The organism is Curtobacterium sp. JUb34, from assembly GCF_003755065.1.
Taxonomy (GTDB): Bacteria; Actinomycetota; Actinomycetes; order Actinomycetales; family Microbacteriaceae; genus Curtobacterium.
Map to the genome: position 1 here is coordinate 436,468 of NZ_RJVH01000001.1, position 18,117 is coordinate 454,584.

Annotated in this window: 21 protein-coding genes; 5 read left to right on the forward strand and 16 right to left on the reverse strand. The window is 72.0% G+C overall.

Translation table 11 applies throughout. The features are described 5' to 3' along the window. Positions 1 to 6: 6 nt before the first annotated feature. The 3 genes from EDF63_RS02010 to EDF63_RS02020 are packed head-to-tail and all read right to left on the reverse strand — an operon-like array spanning position 7 to position 3,379. Positions 7 to 888, reverse strand: a complete 882-nt coding sequence (locus EDF63_RS02010) for a ribokinase (protein WP_123310747.1) — start codon at positions 886 to 888, stop codon at positions 7 to 9. Continuing rightward, a complete protein-coding gene (locus EDF63_RS02015) occupies positions 885 to 2,315 on the reverse strand; it encodes an MFS transporter (protein WP_123310749.1) in 1,431 nt (476 codons plus the stop codon). The genes EDF63_RS02010 and EDF63_RS02015 overlap by 4 nt, the downstream gene beginning before the upstream one ends. 5 nt (positions 2,316 to 2,320) lie before the next feature. Further along, positions 2,321 to 3,379, reverse strand: a complete 1,059-nt coding sequence (locus EDF63_RS02020) for a nucleoside hydrolase (RefSeq protein WP_123310751.1) — start codon at positions 3,377 to 3,379, stop codon at positions 2,321 to 2,323. Between the two features lie 162 nt (positions 3,380 to 3,541). On the opposite strand from EDF63_RS02020, the gene EDF63_RS02025 reads away from it, so the two are divergent. Then, positions 3,542 to 4,540 (forward strand): LacI family DNA-binding transcriptional regulator, encoded by a 999-nt coding sequence (locus EDF63_RS02025; protein WP_260232941.1) that lies wholly within the window; start codon positions 3,542 to 3,544, stop codon positions 4,538 to 4,540. A gap of 290 nt (positions 4,541 to 4,830) precedes the next feature. Here the strand turns inward: EDF63_RS02025 and EDF63_RS02030 are convergent, their stop codons facing one another. Genes EDF63_RS02030 through EDF63_RS02055 form a run of 6 tightly spaced genes read right to left on the reverse strand, consistent with a single transcriptional unit; the run spans position 4,831 to position 9,594 of the window. Beyond that, on the reverse strand, positions 4,831 to 6,534 hold the full coding sequence (locus EDF63_RS02030) for an MDR family MFS transporter (RefSeq protein WP_123310753.1): 1,704 nt from the start codon (positions 6,532 to 6,534) through the stop codon (positions 4,831 to 4,833). Continuing rightward, positions 6,531 to 7,151 (reverse strand): TetR/AcrR family transcriptional regulator, encoded by a 621-nt coding sequence (locus EDF63_RS18835; protein ID WP_260232942.1) that lies wholly within the window; start codon positions 7,149 to 7,151, stop codon positions 6,531 to 6,533. The genes EDF63_RS02030 and EDF63_RS18835 overlap by 4 nt, the downstream gene beginning before the upstream one ends. Before the next feature lie 50 nt (positions 7,152 to 7,201). Beyond that, a complete protein-coding gene (locus EDF63_RS02040) occupies positions 7,202 to 7,684 on the reverse strand; it encodes a GNAT family N-acetyltransferase (protein WP_260232943.1) in 483 nt (160 codons plus the stop codon). 40 nt (positions 7,685 to 7,724) lie between these two features. Then, the gene (locus EDF63_RS02045; RefSeq protein ID WP_123310755.1) at positions 7,725 to 8,414 is read right to left on the reverse strand and encodes an HAD family hydrolase; all 690 of its coding nucleotides are present in this window, start codon (positions 8,412 to 8,414) and stop codon (positions 7,725 to 7,727) included. 55 nt (positions 8,415 to 8,469) lie between these two features. Then, positions 8,470 to 9,111: an MBL fold metallo-hydrolase gene (locus tag EDF63_RS02050; protein WP_123310757.1), complete on the reverse strand. Its 642-nt coding sequence runs from the start codon at positions 9,109 to 9,111 to the stop codon at positions 8,470 to 8,472. A gap of 57 nt (positions 9,112 to 9,168) precedes the next feature. Further along, a complete protein-coding gene (locus EDF63_RS02055; protein ID WP_123310759.1) occupies positions 9,169 to 9,594 on the reverse strand; it encodes a MarR family winged helix-turn-helix transcriptional regulator in 426 nt (141 codons plus the stop codon). Between the two features lie 52 nt (positions 9,595 to 9,646). Here EDF63_RS02055 and EDF63_RS02060 point away from each other — a divergent pair, with 52 nt between their 5' ends. Together EDF63_RS02060 and EDF63_RS02065 are read left to right on the forward strand one after the other, a co-directional pair. Further along, positions 9,647 to 10,402, forward strand: coding sequence for a glycosyltransferase family 2 protein (locus EDF63_RS02060; RefSeq protein ID WP_123310761.1), 756 nt, complete (start codon positions 9,647 to 9,649; stop codon positions 10,400 to 10,402). Positions 10,403 to 10,496: 94 nt separating this feature from the next. After that, on the forward strand, positions 10,497 to 11,174 hold the full coding sequence (locus tag EDF63_RS02065) for a hypothetical protein (RefSeq protein ID WP_123310763.1): 678 nt from the start codon (positions 10,497 to 10,499) through the stop codon (positions 11,172 to 11,174). Positions 11,175 to 11,200: 26 nt separating this feature from the next. On the opposite strand, the gene EDF63_RS02070 is transcribed toward EDF63_RS02065, so the two are convergent. Then, the gene (locus tag EDF63_RS02070) at positions 11,201 to 11,818 is read right to left on the reverse strand and encodes a helix-turn-helix domain-containing protein (RefSeq protein ID WP_123310765.1); all 618 of its coding nucleotides are present in this window, start codon (positions 11,816 to 11,818) and stop codon (positions 11,201 to 11,203) included. Positions 11,819 to 11,876: 58 nt separating this feature from the next. Here EDF63_RS02070 and EDF63_RS02075 point away from each other — a divergent pair, with 58 nt between their 5' ends. Next, on the forward strand, positions 11,877 to 12,854 hold the full coding sequence (locus EDF63_RS02075; protein WP_123310767.1) for an NAD(P)/FAD-dependent oxidoreductase: 978 nt from the start codon (positions 11,877 to 11,879) through the stop codon (positions 12,852 to 12,854). Here EDF63_RS02075 and EDF63_RS02080 read toward each other — a convergent pair. The 6 genes from EDF63_RS02080 to EDF63_RS02105 form a co-directional block, all read right to left on the reverse strand. Next, positions 12,839 to 13,504, reverse strand: coding sequence for a pentapeptide repeat-containing protein (locus EDF63_RS02080; protein ID WP_123310769.1), 666 nt, complete (start codon positions 13,502 to 13,504; stop codon positions 12,839 to 12,841). The two genes, EDF63_RS02075 and EDF63_RS02080, sit on opposite strands and share 16 nt — an antisense overlap. A 34-nt stretch (positions 13,505 to 13,538) precedes the next feature. Then, positions 13,539 to 13,949: a DUF6314 family protein gene (locus EDF63_RS02085; RefSeq protein ID WP_123310771.1), complete on the reverse strand. Its 411-nt coding sequence runs from the start codon at positions 13,947 to 13,949 to the stop codon at positions 13,539 to 13,541. 9 nt (positions 13,950 to 13,958) lie between these two features. Further along, positions 13,959 to 14,213 carry a c-type cytochrome biogenesis protein CcmI gene (gene ccmI, locus EDF63_RS18895; RefSeq protein WP_123310773.1) on the reverse strand — a complete coding sequence of 85 codons (255 nt, stop codon included), beginning with the start codon at positions 14,211 to 14,213 and terminating at the stop codon, positions 13,959 to 13,961. 149 nt (positions 14,214 to 14,362) lie between these two features. Further along, positions 14,363 to 15,451, reverse strand: a complete 1,089-nt coding sequence (locus EDF63_RS02095; protein ID WP_123310775.1) for an NAD-dependent epimerase/dehydratase family protein — start codon at positions 15,449 to 15,451, stop codon at positions 14,363 to 14,365. After that, positions 15,451 to 16,644: a zinc-dependent alcohol dehydrogenase gene (locus tag EDF63_RS02100; RefSeq protein ID WP_123310777.1), complete on the reverse strand. Its 1,194-nt coding sequence runs from the start codon at positions 16,642 to 16,644 to the stop codon at positions 15,451 to 15,453. The genes EDF63_RS02095 and EDF63_RS02100 overlap by 1 nt, the downstream gene beginning before the upstream one ends. Then, positions 16,632 to 17,657: an aminoglycoside phosphotransferase family protein gene (locus EDF63_RS02105; protein ID WP_185021249.1), complete on the reverse strand. Its 1,026-nt coding sequence runs from the start codon at positions 17,655 to 17,657 to the stop codon at positions 16,632 to 16,634. Before EDF63_RS02105 ends, EDF63_RS02100 begins: the two co-directional genes overlap by 13 nt. A gap of 22 nt (positions 17,658 to 17,679) precedes the next feature. Here EDF63_RS02105 and EDF63_RS02110 point away from each other — a divergent pair, with 22 nt between their 5' ends. Continuing rightward, on the forward strand, positions 17,680 to 18,048 hold the full coding sequence (locus EDF63_RS02110) for a nuclear transport factor 2 family protein (protein ID WP_123310779.1): 369 nt from the start codon (positions 17,680 to 17,682) through the stop codon (positions 18,046 to 18,048). The last annotated feature ends 69 nt before the right edge of the window (positions 18,049 to 18,117 follow it).

The window sequence follows — 18,117 nt, forward strand, 5'->3', positions numbered from 1 at the left end:
GGGCGATCAACGGCCGGGAGGCCCGTCCTCCGCCCGCAGGAACGCCTCGAGTTCCGCCGTGGTCGGGTACGAGGCCTGCGCGCCCGCCTTGGTCGCGGCGTACGCCCCGACCCCCACCGCGAACCGTGCGGCGTCGACGAGGGAGTCCCCCGCCGCGAGCCGCAGGGCCACCGACCCCATGAAGGCGTCACCGCAGCCCGTGGTGTCCACCGGCTCGACCCGGACGGCGTCGATCGACACCGGTTCATCGTCGCCGTCGTGCACGACGCACCCCGAGCCGCCGCGGGTGACGATGGAGCGCGCGACGCCGTGCTCGCCGAGTTCGGCGGCCTCGTGCTCGTTGACGAGCAGGACGTCGGTCAGCTCGAGCAGTTCGACGGGGACGGCGCCGAAGGGCGACAGGTTCGTGAGCACCGTAACGCCGGCGGCGTGCGCTGCCCGGGCTGCCGCGAGGACGACGTCGATCGACACCTCGAGGCAGAGGCCGAGCACGCCGGCGTCGTCGAAGGCGTCGATGGGCACGTCGTCCGGCGACAGCGTGCCGTTCGCGCCGGCGGAGATCACGATGGTGTTCTCGCCGGCGCCGTCGACCGTGATGACGGCGGTGCCGGTGGCCACGCCCTCCCGGACGGCGACGTGCGTCGTGTCCGCACCCGCAGCCGCGACGGAGTCGCGGAGCAGCGCACCGTTCCCGTCGTCACCGACCGCACCGATCATGCGGACCGTGCCCCCGAGCCTCCCGGCAGCCACCGCCTGGTTGGCGGACTTGCCACCGGGCAGGATCGCCAGGTCGGACCCGTGCAGGGTCTCACCGGGCTTCGGGAACCGCTCGGTCCGGACCACCAGGTCCGCGTTGAGCGATCCGACGATCACGATGGTCTCAGTCACCGGACGGTCTCCTTCTGCGGTGCGACGGACGTGGTCTCGGCGCTCTCCGGGCGGGGGATGAGGAACGAGATCGCGAGCGCGGCGGTCGTGATCACGGCACCGAGCAGCATGCCACCGGAGTACCCGGCGGTGCCCGCGGACCCGCCGACCCCGAGCGCGATCTGCAGCGCCGGCAGGACGGCGAAGCTGACCCCGGCGCCGAGGTTGAACGCACCGGCGTTCAGGCCGGGCAGGAAGCCGGGGTTCGACTCCGGCGAGAGCACGATGCCGAGGCCGTTGAGGATGATGTTCGCGATGCCGGCGTACGTGATGCCGATCAGGACGGTCGCGGTCACCAGGACCGGCAGCGAGTGCACGCCCACGAGCGCCATCAGGACCGTCGAGACGATGCTGCCGACCAGACCGACGCGGAGCACGGCCCGGTAGCCGATGGTCGGTGCGAGGCGTCCCGCGAACGGACCGACGATCCAGCCGACCAGCGCGTACGGGGTGAGGAACACGAGCGAGGCGAGGTCGGCCTCCATGCCGAAGCCGGCGTCGCCGTTCTGCGCGAGCGACGTGACGAGCCCGTTGACGACCGCGAAGACGCCGGTCATGGTCAGGAACGTCGTCGCCAGCAGCGCCCACGTGGCACGACGCTTCAGGAAGCGGGTCTCGACGAGCGGCTCCCGCACCCGGGACTCGACCGCCCAGAAGACCGCGAAGGCGGCGAGTGCGACGACGACGCCACCGATCACGAGTGCCGGGTTCGCGGCACCGAGCTTGCCGGCCTCGTTGAACGCGGTGAGCAGCGCGCCGACGCTCACCACCAGGGGGACGACACCGATCCAGTCCATCCGGGTGCCGGCGGACGGCTTCGACTCGACACCCCACACGGCGACGAGTGCCAGCGCGATGACGGTGACGACGGCGATGACCCAGAAGATCCCTCGGAACCCGAAGTTCGTGGCGATCCAGCCGCCGGCGAGCGCGTCGACACCGGCGATGCCGCCGTTCACGGCGGTGAGCAGGCCGAGCGCGGCGCCGTAGCGCTTCGGGTCGGCGATCTCGTTGCGAAGGACGAGCAGGCAGATCGGGACGACCGGGCCGGTGACACCCTGGATGATCCGGCCGGCGAACAGCATCGGCACGTTCACCGCGAGCGCGGCGACGATGCTGCCGACGAGCATCACGGCGAGCATGCCGATCAGGACGCGCTTGCGCCCGACGATGTCGGACAGGCGCGGCAGGAACAGCGAGAACAGCGCCGCGAGCGTGAAGTACAGGGTCTGCGACAACCCGATGGTGGCGTCGTCGGTCTTGAGCTCGCGCGCCATGGTGACCAGCGCGGGGCTGAGCATGCTCGCGTTGAGCTGGAACGCGATGCACGCGGCGAGGAGCGCTGCGGTCAGGGCGCCGATCGACTTCTTCGTCGATGTGGTGGTCATGGTTCTCAGATCTCCGTGGTCGTGGCGGTGGTGGAGGCGGGGTTCGGCACGGCGGTCGCGCCGGCTTCGACGGCGTCGGCTGCGTCGCGAGGGGTCCAACCGGTGTCGGGGGTCTCGCCGATGCGTTCGAGGGCGTCGACGACCAGGTCCCAGAAGCGGCCGTGGTCGAGCTCCATCGCGGCGCTCGTGCGGCAGTCCTCCGGCGCGGGCGCACGGAAGTCGGCGACGGTCATGCCGAGCGTCAGGGTGCCCTGGGTCTCGATGTGGATCGGGACCTTCACGGCGCGGACGACGGTCGGGTCGATGACGTACGCGACGGCGCAGGGGTCGTGGACCGGCGGGGCGTCGAAGCCCTGCGCGTCCTTGTAGGTCTGACCGAAGAAGTCGAGCAGCTCGCCGACGAACGCGGCGGGGGCGGTGCCGACGGCGGCGATACGCGCGGCGACCTCCGGGGTGGCGAGGGCCTGGTGGGTCAGGTCGAGGCCGACCATGACGACGTCCCAGCCGGCGTCGAAGACGATCGAGGCGGCCTCGGGGTCGATGACGATGTTGAACTCGGCCACCGGGCTCCAGTTCCCGACGTGCACGCCGCCGCCCATGAGCACGACCTGCTTGACGCGCTCGACGATGCGGGGTTCCTTGCGGGCGGCGAGGGCGATGTTCGTCAGGCCGCCGGTCGGCACCAGCGTGACCGTGCCGGGCTCGTGCGCCATCACGGTGTCGATGATCAGGTCGACGGCGTGGCGCTCGTCGAGGTCGAACGACGGCTCGGGGAGCATCGGGCCGTCGAGCCCGCTCTCGCCGTGGATGTCCGGCGCGACCTCGATCTGGCGGAGGAGCGGACGGTCGGCGCCCGCGGCGAACGGCACCCCGGCGATGCCGGCGATGCGCGCGACGGCGAGAGCGTTGCGGGTGACCTTCGGCAGGGTCTGGTTGCCGACGACGGTGGTGACGGCCAGGAGCTCGATGTCCGGGTTGCCGTGGGCCAGCAGGATGGCGACGGCGTCGTCGTGGCCGGGGTCGCAGTCGAGGATGATCTTCGCTGGCTGGGTCGCACTGGGCACGCTGGGCGCTCCACTTCTTCGGGGAATCGAGGTGAGTGCTCGACGTGGTGGGGATCCACGGGCCGGCAGAGCGCTGGCGACGCGGCGCGTCAAGCGTTTGACATCGAAACACGTCAAACGCTTGACGTCAAGTTCGGGCACCGCGCTCGCTAGCATCGACGGGTGCCCTCCCCCGCCGTTCCGAGCCGTCGTGTGACCGCCGCCATGGTGGCCGAGCGCGCCGGGACGAGCATCGCCACGGTCTCCCTCGTCGTGAACGGGAAGGACCGCGGCCGGGTGTCCACGCCCATCGCGACGCGGGTGCGCGACGCCGTCGACGAACTCGGCTACGTGGTCGACCACGCTGCCAGCTCCCTGGCGCGCGGCAGCGGTGACCTGGTCGTCCTCATCGCCCCGGACCTGTCGAACCCGTTCTTCGCCGAGGTCATCCGCGGCGTGCGCGACACCATCGGCGACCGGTTCCAGCTCGTGCTGTCGGTCACCGAACGCGGCGCCCAGCCCCTGGCGGCCGACGTCCGGCGCTTCGAACGCCTCCGGCCCGCGGGCATCCTCGTCGACGCCCCGGCAGCGGGCGAGTCGATGTCGGCGAGCGTGCCCGTGGTCCTCCTCGATGCCCCGGGTGGCACCGAGGCCGTCAACTACGACCTCTCCCCCGGCGTCCACGACCTCGTCGCGCACCTGCACGCACAGGGGCACCGGCGCATCGGGTACCTGGACGGGACCTCCCGTGCGACGACGTTCGGCGTCCGCCGCGAGCTCTTCGAACAGGAGTGCGCCGCCGCCGGCATCGCCGTGTCCGAGGTCACCGCACGCGCCGACCTGACGGTGGACGCCGCAGCCTCGGCCACCGAGCACGTCATCGAGGCCTGGCAGGACGACGACGTCACCGCGGTCGTCGCCGCTGCCGACACCCTGGCGTACGGGGTGCTGCGCGTCGCCGGAGCGCTCGGCATCGCGGTCCCCGGAGAGCTCGCGGTCGCCGGCTTCGACGACCTGCCGTCGTCGTCGGTCACGGCCCCCGCGCTCACGAGCGTCGCCCTGCCCGGCGCCGACCTCGGGCGCTCGGCCGCGGAACGCCTGCTCGCGACCCTCGACGGCACCGCGGCGGAGCCGGCAGCGCTCCCCACCCGCCTGGTCCGCCGCGCGAGCACCGGCGCGTAGCACCCGGCCGCCCGCCGCCCGCCGCTCGGCCTTGTCCGCGGAAGCGACACTCCTCGCGGAGCCCGCTCGTTCACCCCCGCAAGAGCGACAGTGTGCCGCGGATGGTCGGCGGCACACTGTCGCTTTCGCGAGCCGGGTCGAGACTCGGGGCCGGCAGCGGCGGTGCGCGCGACCGCACGACGGACGGGAGGCGCGGTGCCAGCTGGCACCGCGCCTCCCGTCAGCACGCCGTCGTCTCCACAACGCGCCCCGCGATCCGCAGGACGCCGCCGGATCCGGCGGCGTCCCACTCAGTCGGAGGCGTCCCGGCGGGACGCCGGCGTCTCACCACCCGACGACACGGACTCGGACGACACGGATTCCGCGCGGCCCGCGCGCTGCGCGCGCTCGAGCTCGTCGGCCTCGTCACCGCCGACGGCCTCACCACGGGCGACCATGCCGGCCGTGTCGGAGAGCGTGATCTGCGGCAGGAACAGTGCGAGCAGGAACGCCACCGCGATGAAGGGCAGCAGGTACCAGAACACCGGCGCGAGCGAGTCGGCGTACGCATTCACGATGCCGTCCTGCACCGCCGGCGGCAGCCCGGCCACGGTCGACGGGTCGATGCTGCCCGCCGACGACGCCGCATCGGTGGCCGAGCCGCCGGCGCCGCGGAACACGTCGGTGAGCGACGTCGTGAGCCGGGCCGTGAACAGCGCACCGAAGACGGCGGTGCCGAGGGAGGCGCCGACCTCGCGGAAGTAGTTGTTCGTCGAGGTCGCGGTGCCCACCTGCGACGCCGGCACGGCGTTCTGCGCGACGAGGACGACCACCTGCATGATCAGCCCGAGCCCGGCGCCGAAGACGAACAGGTACGCGCAGATCAGCCAGATCGGGGTGTCCGCTGCGAGCTGGGTCATCGCGAGCATCGCGATGGCGACCAGGACCGTGCCGATGATCGGGAACATCCGGTAGCGCCCGGTCTTGGTGATCAGGTTGCCGGACGCGATCGAGGTCCCGATCAGACCGACCATCATCGGCAGCATGAGCAGCCCCGACACCGCGGCCGAGGTGCCCGAAGCCATCTGCAGGAACGTCGGGACGAACCCGATCGCGGCGAACATGCCGATGCCGAGCACCAGGCCGATGCCGGTCGCCAGCAGGAACGTCCGGTTCTTGAAGAACGACAGCGGGAGGACCGGGTCCTGCGCGCGCGACTCGACGAGCACGAGGAGCGCGGCCGAGACGACGAGCCCCGCGAACCAGGCCCACGTCTCGGGGGCGTCCCAGCCGTGGTCCTTGCTGCCGCCGAACTCCGAGAAGAACACCAGGCACGTGGTCGCGGCGGACATGAAGAGCACGCCGAGCACGTCGATGCGCTTCGTCGCCTTCTTGTTCGGGAGGGTGAGCGCGAACCACGCCACGAAGAACGCCGCGATGCCGACCGGGATGTTGATGTAGAACGCCCAGTTCCAGGTCAGGTGGTCGACGAAGAAGCCACCGAGCAGCGGGCCGCCGATCGCGGACAGGCCGAAGATCGCACCGAGGGGGCCGAGGTACTTGCCGCGCTGCGAGGCGGGCACGATGTCGGCGATGATCGCCTGCGACAGGATCATCAGACCGCCGCCGCCGAGCCCCTGCATCGCACGGAACACGACGAGCTGCGTGAAGTCACCGGCGAAGGCACACCCGGCCGACGCGATGGTGAACAGGGCGATCGCGATGAGGAACAGGTTGCGGCGCCCCAGGACGTCGCCGAACTTGCCGTAGACGGGCATCACGATGGTCGACGCGAGCAGGTACCCGGTCGTCAGCCACGCCTGGTGCGCGACGCCGCCGAGTTCGCCGACGATGGTGGGCATCGCCGTCGAGACGATGGTCTGGTCGAGGCTGGAGAGCAGCATCCCCGCGATGAGCGCGGAGAAGATGATCCAGATCCGACGCTGCGTCAGCAGCAGCGGCCCGTCGGTGCCGGGGCGGACACGCTTGGTGGTGCCCGGCGCGGTTGCGCTCATGTGGTGTGTTCCCGTTCGGTCGTGGTGACCGCCCTGAGCAGGCGGAGGTTCTCGGTGAGCAGCGCGTCGAACGTCGGCCCGGTGGCCTCGTCGAACCCGTCGTCGAAGTACTCGGTGGCGGTGACCTTGAGCAGCCCGGCGGCGGCCTCGGTGACGAGGCGCGCACGGCGGTCGGCGGGGTCGTCCCACCCGAACCGCCGGCGCAGTGCGACGGTGACCCGGGCGAGCTGCACGTCGGTCGCCGACAGGAACCGCGCGACGAGCGCCGGCTCCCGCTCGAAGACCCGGCGCACCAGGACCTCGTCCGCCCGGTCGATGCCGACGCGGTGGAACTGGTCGATGGCCAGCGCGACGATCGAGTCGAGCGGGTCGAGTCCGCCAGGGACGATGCCGCCCGCGGCGTACCGGTCGATCGCCTCGACGTCAGCGTGCAGCTCGATGCCGAGCACGGCGTCGTCCTTCGATGCGAAGTGGTTGAAGAACGTGCGCCGCGACACCCCGACGCTCTCGCAGAGCTGCTCGATCGTGAAACCGCTCAACCCGTGCTCGACCGTCGCCCGACGCGCCTCGCCGATCATGCGTCGGCGCAGTGCGCGGGTGCGTTCGGTGGTGCTCACCGACACACAATTGCACTATCTCGACGAGAGTGCAATACGGATCGGTACGCTCAGAGCGCCTTCTCGAAGCAGAACGACCACGGCATGGTCGCCGCGTACGGCGCGTAGACGGGGATCGGGTTCCACCCGGTCTTCTCGTACAGGGCGACCGCGTCGGGCTGCTTGTCACCGGTCTGCAGGATCAGCCGGGGCGCACCGAGCTCACGACCGATGCGCTCGCACTCGTCGAGCAGCGCGGTGGCCGCACCCTGGCCACGGGCCGAGGTCAGCACGATCAGGCGCTTCAGCTCGACCTCGTCGCCCAGGCGCCGGATCGCGATGTGCCCGACGGCGTCGCCGGACTCGTCGAGCGCGAGGACCGAGGTGACGACGGTCGACGGGTCGACGGACAGCGCACGGCCCCGCTCGGCCGTGATCGCCGGGTCCTCGTCGCCGTTCGACGAGCCGTAGCGTTCGTGCATCTCGTCGTCCATACGGGCGCGGAGCACCACGCCTCGGGGGTCGTCCCAGGACACGCGTTCGATCGTGATCACGGTCGACGATCCTGTCACGGATGCCAGCCGCGGTGCACGCTCACGCACGCCTGCCCAGCGCGGCGATCGCACCGTCCCCGGCCCGCAGCGCGGCGAGCACGGCAGCGGCGTCGTCGTGGACCTCCGCAGCACCGGCTCCGCGGAGTTCGTCGCCGCCGATGCCGCCGGTCATCACCGCGACGGAGGTCACGCCGACGCGTCCGGCCGACTCGACGTCCCACATCGCGTCGCCGACCATCACGGCGGCGTCGGCACGCACGCCAGCCCGGTCCAGCGCCACCTCGATGATCCCCGGGTCCGGCTTCGCCTGCTCGACGTCCTCGGAGCTCGTCACCGCGGTGAGCCACTCCTCGGCGTCGAGCAGTCCACGCAGCCGCGTCAGCTCGTTCTCCGGCGCACTCGTCGCCAGGACGACGGCGTGCCCCGCCTCGGCGACCGCACGGAGCAGGTCGCGGGCCCCCGGCAGCAGCCGCAGCTGGGGCATGTGCTCGGCGAAGTAGGCGGTGTTGAACTGCTTGACGGTCTCGCGCGTCTCGTCGGAGGCATCCGGCAGCAGCGTCTCGAGCAGCTTCGCCGAGTCCATGCCGATCGCTCGGTGGATGCGCCACGCGTCGACGGACTCGCCCGCTGCGCGGGCAGCGCGCCACCAGGCATCGATGTGGGCGTAGTTCGAGTCGACGAGCGTGCCGTCGATGTCGAAGAGGACTGCGGTCGAGGGAGCATCGGACATCCCTCCATGCTGCCCGGGAGGCACGGATCGGCTCCCAGGAGCACGGTCGGGCCCGTCAGACGGTGACGTGCTCACCCGCGTGGAGGATCGTGGTCGGCACACCGCCGAGACCGTCGGTCCCGAGCATGCGGACGTTCATCTGCTGTCCCGCATCGCTCAGCAGGAGCTCGTGGATCTGGATCGCGCGCTGCGGCGCGACCTCGCGGACGTAGTCGACGGCGGCGGCGGTGTGCGCCCACGGGCCGCTCGTGGGGATGAGCAGCGTGCCGACCGGAACCGCCGGCACGAGGTAGGCGTCGCCCGGGTGGAAGACGGCATCGTTGACCAAGTAGCCGACGTTCGCGATCGTCGGGATGTCGCGGTGGATGACGGCGTGCTCCTCGCCGAAGACCTGCACGGAGAACGGCCCGACCTCGAACGCGTCACCGGCACGGACCGCAGCGACGCGGCCGCCGTGGTCACCCAGCTGCTCGACGATCGCCGCCGGCCCGCGGACCACGAGCGACGGGTTCGCGTCGAGCCCGGCACGGACCGCGTCGACGTCGAAGTGGTCGGCGTGCTCGTGGGTGATGAGGACCGCGGCGGCAGCGCCGGCGAGGTCGGCGGCCTCGGGGGTGAAGGTACCCGGGTCGATGACGAGGGTGGTGCCGTCCTGCTCGAGGACGACGGTGGCGTGGTTGTACTTCGTCAACTCCATGGCGACAACACTACAACTGTGTTGTACTTCTGGCGGCCGATCCGGGTGAGGAAGCGCTCAGTCGGCGCGCCGGGCCAACCGTTCGAAGATGCCGGGCAGGCGTTCGAGGGCCGCACGTTCCTCGTCGTCGAGTTCCTCGCGGATCGCCGTCGCCAACCAGTCGGCCCGCGCCGTCATGTCCCGGCGGAGGACCTCACTGCCCGTTTCGGAGATGCGGATGACCGACACGCGCCGGTCGGTGTCCGACGCCGTCCGCTCGACGTACCCGAGGTCCGCGAGCTCCCCGACCGTGCGCGACTGCCCCTGGTGCTTGACGGCTCGGCGACGAGCCAGCTCTGCGATCGGCATCGGCCCCTCGCGCTCGAGGAACCCGAGGGTCGTCGCGTGGGCGGTCGGCAGCGAGTCCGCCTCGCGCTTCGCAGCGCGCACGACGCGACCGATCGCGTGCCGGAGCTCCACGGCGAGTTCGTCGGTCCGGTCCATGCTCGGAACGCTACCGCGTGGGCGCACAGCGAACCTCCGGTTGGATCGGAGGATGGTCCGCGTCTCCGTCGTCATCCCCGTGCGCGACGACGCCGCGCACCTGCGACGCTGTCTCGACGCCCTCGCGGGGCAGACACTGCTCGCCGACGAGGTGGTCGTGGTCGACAACGGCAGCCGGGACGACAGCGCCGAGGTCGCCCAGGCAGCCGGGGCGGTCGTGCTGACCGAACGCATCCGGGGCATCGCCCGGGCATCGGCACGCGGCTACGACCGGGCCTCCGGGGACGTCCTCGTCCGGCTCGACGCCGACTCCGTGCCGCCGCCGGGGTGGATCGCCGACGCGCTGCGACTGCTGGCCGATCCGGAGGTCGTCGCGGTGACCGGTCCCGGACGCCCGCACGACGGCGGTCCGCTGATCGGTCGGCTGTGGGACGCCGTCTACATGCGGCCGTACTTCGCGCTCATGTGGGCCGCGCTCGGCCGGCCACCGTTGTTCGGGTCCGCGATGGCCATGCGGCGGTCGACCTGGGACGCCATCCGTGGCCGAGCGCACCGCGAGGACCCCGAGGTCCACGACGACGTCGACCTGAGCATGCAGCTCGACCCGGCCTGGCGGGTGGTGGCCGACCCCGTGCTCACGGTGCAGGTGTCCGCGCGACCGTTGTCGGGCCTCCCGTCCGCCCTGCTGCGGACGCGACGCGCCTTCCACACGTTCCGCGTGAACGGGCGACGCGCGAACCCGGTGCGCCGGTGGGCGCGGCGGGTGCGCGCTGCGCTGCGCGTGCGGCGCGGGTGGCGCACGCGCTGACGGGTCACGGAACGGTGACGCTCGCGGACGCCGCCGGCTCCGCCGCCTATGTTCGGAGGCGCGGCGACGTCCGCACGACGAACGAGGGGGAACGATGCGGCGACCAGCGCGCACGACGACATCCGGGATCACGGCGACGCTGACGGCGGCGCTGGCGATCGGACTCGCCCTGTCGGGCTGCGCCCAGAGCGCTCCAGCGGGACCGGGCACGCCGTCCGCGACGACGGCGGAGAGCACGGGCACGCCGAGCGCCAGCCCGAGCAGCACGCCGGAACCCACCTCCACGATCACGCAGGTCCCCGGGGTCGACTACGACGGCGGCACGGTGCCGGCGAGCTGCACCGATCTCATCACCCCCGGCAAGTGGGACAAGGCCTTCGCCTCGGCTCCGCTGAACGACCCCTCGGTCGTCGGCGACCCGATCGCGACGCCGAAGAGCGCCTTCACTCCGGTCTTGCAGGCCGACGGCAAGCGTCTGTACTGCGTGTGGCGGGACCCGCAGGCCGACATCACCTTCTTGTCCATCGCGGTCGACGTCGTCGACTCGGCGACGGCGAGCACGGAACTGCAGAAGCTCTCGGCGAAGGGCTACGACTGCGGTACCGAGGCCGAGGGCCTCCAGTGCCAGAAGATCTCCGACAACCCGCAGTACCCGGTGACCGACGGCGACACCTACTTCACGCGGGGCGACATCGGCATCCACATCCAGCAGTCGAACACCGAGACGTCGGGGCTCCTCGACGACGTCATGGAGCACGTCTTCACGGCGTAGACCGAGCGGGCCCGCTGGCCCGACGGTCAGCGCGCCGGTCTCGACCGCACGTGCGCTCGTTCGCCCTGCGGCCCGTACAAGCACAGCACCTCGGTGACCGAGTCGGTGACGTTGCCGATCCAGTGCGGGGTGTGCGTGTCGAACTCGGCGACCTCACCCGGCCCGAGGTCGAGGTCGTGCTCGCCGAGCACCAGGCGCAGCCGACCGGACAGCACGTAGAGCCACTCGTACCCCTCGTGCGTCTTCAGCGAGGGCTCGCCGCCGGGCTCGTTCGGCGGGAAGAGCTGCTTGAAGGACCGCACGCCGCCGGTGCGCTTCGTCAGCGGCACGACGACCCGACCGCCGTGCACCTCGGGCTTCATGTGCACCCGGGGGTCGCCCGTCTGCGGTGCTCCGACCAGGTCGTCGAGCGGCACCTGGTACGCCCTCGCCAGCGGGAGCAGCAGTTCGAGGGTCGGCTTGCGCTGCCCGGACTCGAGTCGCGACAGGGTGCTCACCGACACCCCGGTCTGCTCGGACAGCGCGGCGAGCGTGACGTCGCGGTGGGCACGGAGCGCGCGCAACCGGGGCCCCACCCCGTCGACCACCTGCGCGGTCGTTCGGGGGACGACTGGTTCCTGCGGGCCGTGGGGCATGCTGCCCATGTTGCCACATCAGCAAGGTTCTTTGCCGTCCGTACCGCAGGGGCCGCATGCTCCTTGCATGCGTGATCACTACGACGTCATCGTCATCGGCGGAGCAGCCGCCGGCCTCTCCGCCGCCCTCGTCCTCGGGCGTTCCCGCCGTGCCGTCCTCGTCGTCGACGCGGGCGAGCCCCGCAACGCGCCGTCGGCGGGCGCCCACAACTACCTCGGGCGCGAGGGCATCGCGCCCGCCGAGTTGTCCGCGATCGGTCGCGACGAGGTCGCCGCCTACGGAGTCGAGGTGACGGCCGGGAGGATCGTGGCCGCGTCCGCCACGACGGGTGACGGCACCGACCCGGTCGGCTTCTCGGTCACGCTGGACTCCGGCGCGGCCGTCACCGCCCGCAGGCTGGTCGTCGCCTCCGGCGCCGTGGACGTCCTGCCGCAGGTCCCGGGGCTCGCCGAGCAGTGGGGGCGCGGGGTCGTGCACTGCCCGTTCTGCCACGGGTGGGAGATCCGCGACCAGCGCATCGGCGTGCTCGTGACCACCCCGAACGGCGTGCACCACGCGCTCATGTTCCGGGCACTGAGCGAGCACGTGACCGCGTTCATCACCGATCCGGCTCTCGTCGACGACACCGCCCTGGCTGGTTTGCGGTCCCGCGGGATCGACGTCGTGGACGACACCGTCACGCAGGTCCGCTCGTCGGACGGCACACTGACCGGGGTCACGCTCGGCTCCGGCGACGTCGTCGAACTCGATGCCCTCGCCGCGGCGAGCACCGCTGAGGCGCGCGTGGACTTCCTGTCCGACCTGGGTCTGGTCGCGACCGACCAGTTCATGGGCGACTTCCGGTACGCGAGCGCGCTGACGGTCGACCCGGCCGGGCAGACCTCGGTGCGCGGTGTGTACGCGGCCGGCAACGTCGCGGCCCCGATGGCGACGGTCGTCGCGTCCGCCGCCGCCGGAGTCCAGGCCGGGGCGGCTGCGCACGGCGACCTGGTGCAGGCCGACCTCGCGGCCGCCCTGGCCGCGGTCCGTCAGTCGACGCGGTAGCCCGCCTGCGCCGCCAGCAGCGGGGCGAGCGTGTACAGCTGGTCGGCACCGATCGTGGCGCCGCGGAACCCCTCGAGGCGCTCCACCCGGTCGAGGTCGGCGCCCCGCAGGTCAACGTGGTCGATCCGGGTGTTCGACCCCTCGGCGTCGCGGATGCTGCTGCCCTCGAACGACACCCGGAGCAGCTTCGCGTCCGCGATGTCGAGCTCGTCGATGACGCAGTCGCGGAACACCACGTCGGTGAGCGTCGATCCGCGCAGGTTCACGAACCCGAACTTCATCCCGACGAACTCGACGCCGCTCAGCCCGGAATCGTACAGCTCACCCGAACCGATGCGACCGCCGGACACCCGGACCTCGCGCCACGAGCTGCTCGACGCCCGCAGCACCGGGGCGTCGAGCGTGTCGATGACCGAGTCGTGGACCCGCAGCCCGCGGAAGTCGGCGCCGTCGCCCCGCAGCGTGTCGATGACGCACTCCTCGATCTCGAGGTCGGGCAGCCGCTCGCCGGCCAGGTCGAGCACGCCGATGCGCTTGCCCTCGATGCGGTCACCGGTCAGGACGTCGCCGGGAGCCGGGGCCCAGTCCTCGAGGTTCGTCGGTTCGGTCAGGGTGATGCGCGGGGCGTCGGTGCCGGAAGAGCGTGCCATGGACTCAGTCTGGCGCGTGCCGCTGACGTCGTGGTCACGCCGGTGATCGCGTGAGCACGCTGTCGAGCCGGTAGTCCTTCGCCGGGCCCCGGGCCTCCCAGCGCACGGTCCACCGCTGCTCGTCGCCGTCCAGGGAGCCGGTGTACTCGTCCGGTGCGCAGGCGTGAGCCACACTCGCGCCCCCGACCCAGTCGTGGAACACCCGGCCGTCGGCGAAGTGCACGGTCCACGCGTGGTCATCGCCGCGCCGGACGGTCAGCGTGCGCGACACGGGGGTCGTGCGGCCGTCGAACGTCATCACGCCCGCTTCGTCCCAGAGCACCTCGTCCGCGCCGACCGCGGTGAGGGTCGTGGTGCCGGTGACGACGCCCTGCAGGCCGGCACGCCGGTCGTCCACCGTCCGGCGGAGGACCCAGTCCCCCAGCAGGTCCGTCGGCAACAGCACCGCCCCAGGTTAACCGCGCAGGGCCTCGGCTCGCGCGGAGCGGTGCTCGTCGTCGGTGATGACGCCGCGGGCGTGCAGGTCGTCGAGCTCGGCGAGCCGCTGCTCCCGGAGCGTGCGCGGCGCGCCGTTCGAGCGACGGCTCCGGACGACCGCGATCCACACGATGACGACGACGGCGACCACGATGAGCGCCATCGCCACGCTCCACACGATGTCGTACAGCTGCGGGATGAGGGGGTTGTGCAGCTCCTCGGAGGCGATCATCCGCGCAGCGTAGCGCGATCCGAGCGCCCGTTCCTTCCCATCACACTCGCGATGGAACGTGGAAACGGGCGTACCTGGTCGAAACTTCCGACCAGGTACGCCCGAAAGCACCCGGTACGCCCGAACCGACCCGGCAGCGCCAGCCCCCGCTACCCCCGGAGCGGGTCCGACGCGGCCACGTGCGCACCGTCCGCGAACCCTGCCACGAGCGCACGCAACGCGTCTTCGGAGGTGTGCCGGGCCTCCCATCCGAGCACCGACCGGGCACGGTCGGTCCGCATGATCGGCACGCCGGCGGCGATGTCGATCCAGCCGGCGTCCGTCGGCTGCAACCGCAGCCGCCACGTGAGCGTCACGATCCCGCGCAGCAGTTGGAGCGGGATCCGGACGGCTCCGAGCATGCCGAAGGCCCGGGCCAACCGCGGCGGGTTGAGCACGGGCGACGCGGCGATGTTGAACGCACCGCCGGCCCGCTGGTCGACGGTCCGCCAGTAGGCGTCCGCGACGTCGTCGGCGTGCACCGCCTGGAACACGAACGGGTACGGCAGGGGCAGCACCAGCCACCGGATCCACCGGACGATCGACATCGGCACGAGGTGTCCGAGGAACAGCCCGCGGATCTCGGCGGCGGCGTCCCGCTGGAAGATCAGCCCGGGACGCAGTCGGGTGACGACGACGGACGGGTGGTCCGCCTCGAAGGCGTCCATCGCCGACTCGTTCGCGGCCTTGTGGATCGAGTACGTCGCCGTGGGGATGCCGTCGGTCGGCCAGCTCTCGTCGACCGGGGTCCGCTTGCCCGCGGCGTCGACGCCGCGGTAGGTCCCGACCGACGACGCGACGACGACCTGCGGCACCCCTGCTCGCGCCACGGCCGACAGCACGTTCGCGGTACCGGTGACGTTCGTCCGGTACTGCGCGGGGATGTCGTGCGTCGGTTGGAGCGCCCACGCCAGGTGGATCACCGCGTCGGCGCCGGTGAAGATCGCGGTGAGCTGGCCGACCGCGTCGGAGGCCCCGACGTCGACGGCGTGCCAGACCGCGGAACCGTACGGCTCCGCGTGCACGTCCGGCAGCCGTCGGGCGACGCCGACGATCTCGACGCTGCCGTCGTGCCGGCCGTCGTCGGACGGGGTCGCGACTGCGCCGCCCGCCGCGCGCGCGGCGGCCCGGGCCTCGGCGAGGCGGCGGAGCACCGCCGTCCCGACGTTGCCGGTCCCGCCGACGACGACGATCCGCATCAGGCGGCGGCCAGGGCGGGGTCGAGCACGACCTTGACGCAGCCGTCCTGCTTCTTCTGGAACACCTCGTACATGTGCGGGGCGTCCTCGAGCGACACCCGGTGCGTGGTCAGGTCGAGCGTGCCGAGCGGGTCCGACGGGTCCTGCACGAGCGGCATGATGTCGTCGATCCAGTGCTTCACGTTGCACTGTCCCTCGCGGATGGTGATCTGCTTGTCGAACATCGTCATCATCGGCATCGGGTCGGCCATGCCGCCGTAGACGCCGCTCAGGGACACGGTGCCGCCGCGGCGGACCAGGTCGATCGCGGCGTGCACGGCCGCGAGCCGGTCGATGCCGGCGGTCTCGATCGCCTTCTTCGCCAACGCGTCGGGCAGCAGACCGGCGGCCCGCTGGGCGAAACCTGCGACGGGGTTGCCGTGTGCCTCCATGCCGACGGCGTCGACGACCCCGTCGGGGCCGCGACCGTCGGTCAGGTCGACGAGCTCCGGCACGGTGTCCTTCGACAGGTCGAAGACCTCGGCGCCGTGCTTCGCCCCGAGGTCGCGTCGGACCTGTTCGGGGTCGACGGCGAGCACCCGGTAGCCCAGGTGCTTGCCGATGCGGGCGGCGAACTGGCCGACGGGGCCGAGGCCGAGCACGGCGAGCGTGCCGCCCTCGGGCACGTTGGCGTACTGCACGGCCTGCCACGCCGTCGGCAGGATGTCGCTGAGGAACAGCCACCGGTCGTCGGGCGTGCCGTCGTCCGGGATGACGATGGGGCCGTAGTCCGCGTGCGGGACGCGGAGGTACTCGGCCTGGCCGCCGGGGACCTGGCCGTACATCTTCGTGTAGCCGAACAGCGCCGCACCCGATCCGTACTCGGTGACCTGGGTGGTCTCGCACTGCGACTGCAGGCCGTTCTTGCACATCCAGCAGTGGCCGCACGAGATGTTGAAGGGGACGACGACGCGGTCGCCGACCTTCAGGTTCGTGACGGCGCTGCCGACCTCCTCCACGATGCCCATGGGCTCGTGGCCGAGGACGTCGCCCTTGTCGATGTACGGGCCGAGGACCCGGTACAGGTGCAGGTCGGAGCCGCAGATCGCCGTGGACGTGATCCGCACGATCGCGTCGGTCGGTTCCTGGATGGTCGGGTCGGGGACGGTCTCGACGGACACCTTCTCGGTGCCCTGCCAGGTCAGTGCGCGCACGTCGCGTTCCTCTCGTGGTCGCTTCGAGCCGGCCGGTAGGCGTGGCTCGCTTCTCCCTCCTCGGTACGCGCCCGTCCCGTGGTGCGTTCACAGCCCCACGCACGGCCCCGGGCGCGCCGCCGCGTCAGAGGACGGGATCCGCGAGCACCGCAGCGAGGACGCGTTCGTGCTCCGTGCGGTCGCCGGGGCCCGGCACTGCCGGCGAGCATGATGAGTGCCTTCCACAACGCCCAGCCACGAGCCCGCGCCCACGCATCGGCGTCCAGTCCCACCGCCTCGCGGAACACCGGGCGCGCCGCCGGGTCGAGGAACGTCCACGCGAGCACCAGGTCGCAGGCCGGGTCGCCGACCCCGCACGTGCCGAAGTCGATCAGGGCGGTGAGCCGCCCCGCGTCGTCCACGAGGAGGTTGCCCGGCGCCACGTCCCCGTGGAACCAGACCCCCGGACGGGCCCACGCGGTGGCGACCGCGTCGGCCCAGACGCGCTCGCAGGCGGCACGGTCGACGTCCGACCCGAGGGAGTCGAGCGCCGCGACGACCTCGGCGCCGTACACCGACGGGTGCTCCCCACGGTGGAACGAGTGCGCGCCAGCGGTCGGCCCACCGGTGGCGGGGAGGCTCCGGAGCTGCCGGAGCACCGCACCCACCTCGGCGGCGAAGCGCTCGTGGTCGAGGTCGACCGCACGCGCGGCCACCGTGCCGTCGAGCCACCGCATGACCGACCACGGGAACGGGTACCCCTGGCCGGGCTCGCCCAGGCCGACCGGCTCGGGGACCGCGATGTCCAACCGTCGGGCCAGGTACGGCAGGACGTCCTGCTCCTTCTCGACCGCTGGCACGTAGCCGTCGGCGCTCGGCAGCCGGACCGACAGCGCGTCACCGAGTCGGTACGTGCGGTTGTCCCAGCCCTGGTGCTCCACCTCGTGCACGGGCAGGCCGCTCCACTCGGGGAACTGCGTCGCGACGAGTCGTTCCACGAGTGCGACGTCGATCCGGGGCACCTCGGTGTGCATCGCCCCAGGTTAGGCTCCGGGCATGGCCACCGTGTCCGAGTTGCTGACCGCGAACCTCCACGACGTCTTCGGGAACCGAGACGCCACCTCCCGCCGTGCCGCGATCGAGCGGACGTACTCCCCCGATGTCGCCTTCACCGATCCGGAGGGCACCGCCGTCGGCTGGGACGCCCTCGACCAGAAGGCCGGCGAACTGCTCGATCAGGTGCCCGGCGCGTTCCAGTTCGTCGAGGAGGGCCGCCGCTACGCCTCCGGGACGCACGGCGCCCTGGCGTGGGGCTTCGGTCCGATCGGCGCCCCCGCGGTGCGCGGCATCGACGTGATCGAGGTCCGCGACGGCGTCGTGGTCTCCCTGACCACCTTCTTCGCCGAGCCGCGCGACACCGACTGAACCGCGGGGGTCGGGTCGGCCGCCTGCTCGCCGAGCGAGCGGGGCGGACGCGCACCGGGCCTCCTGGCC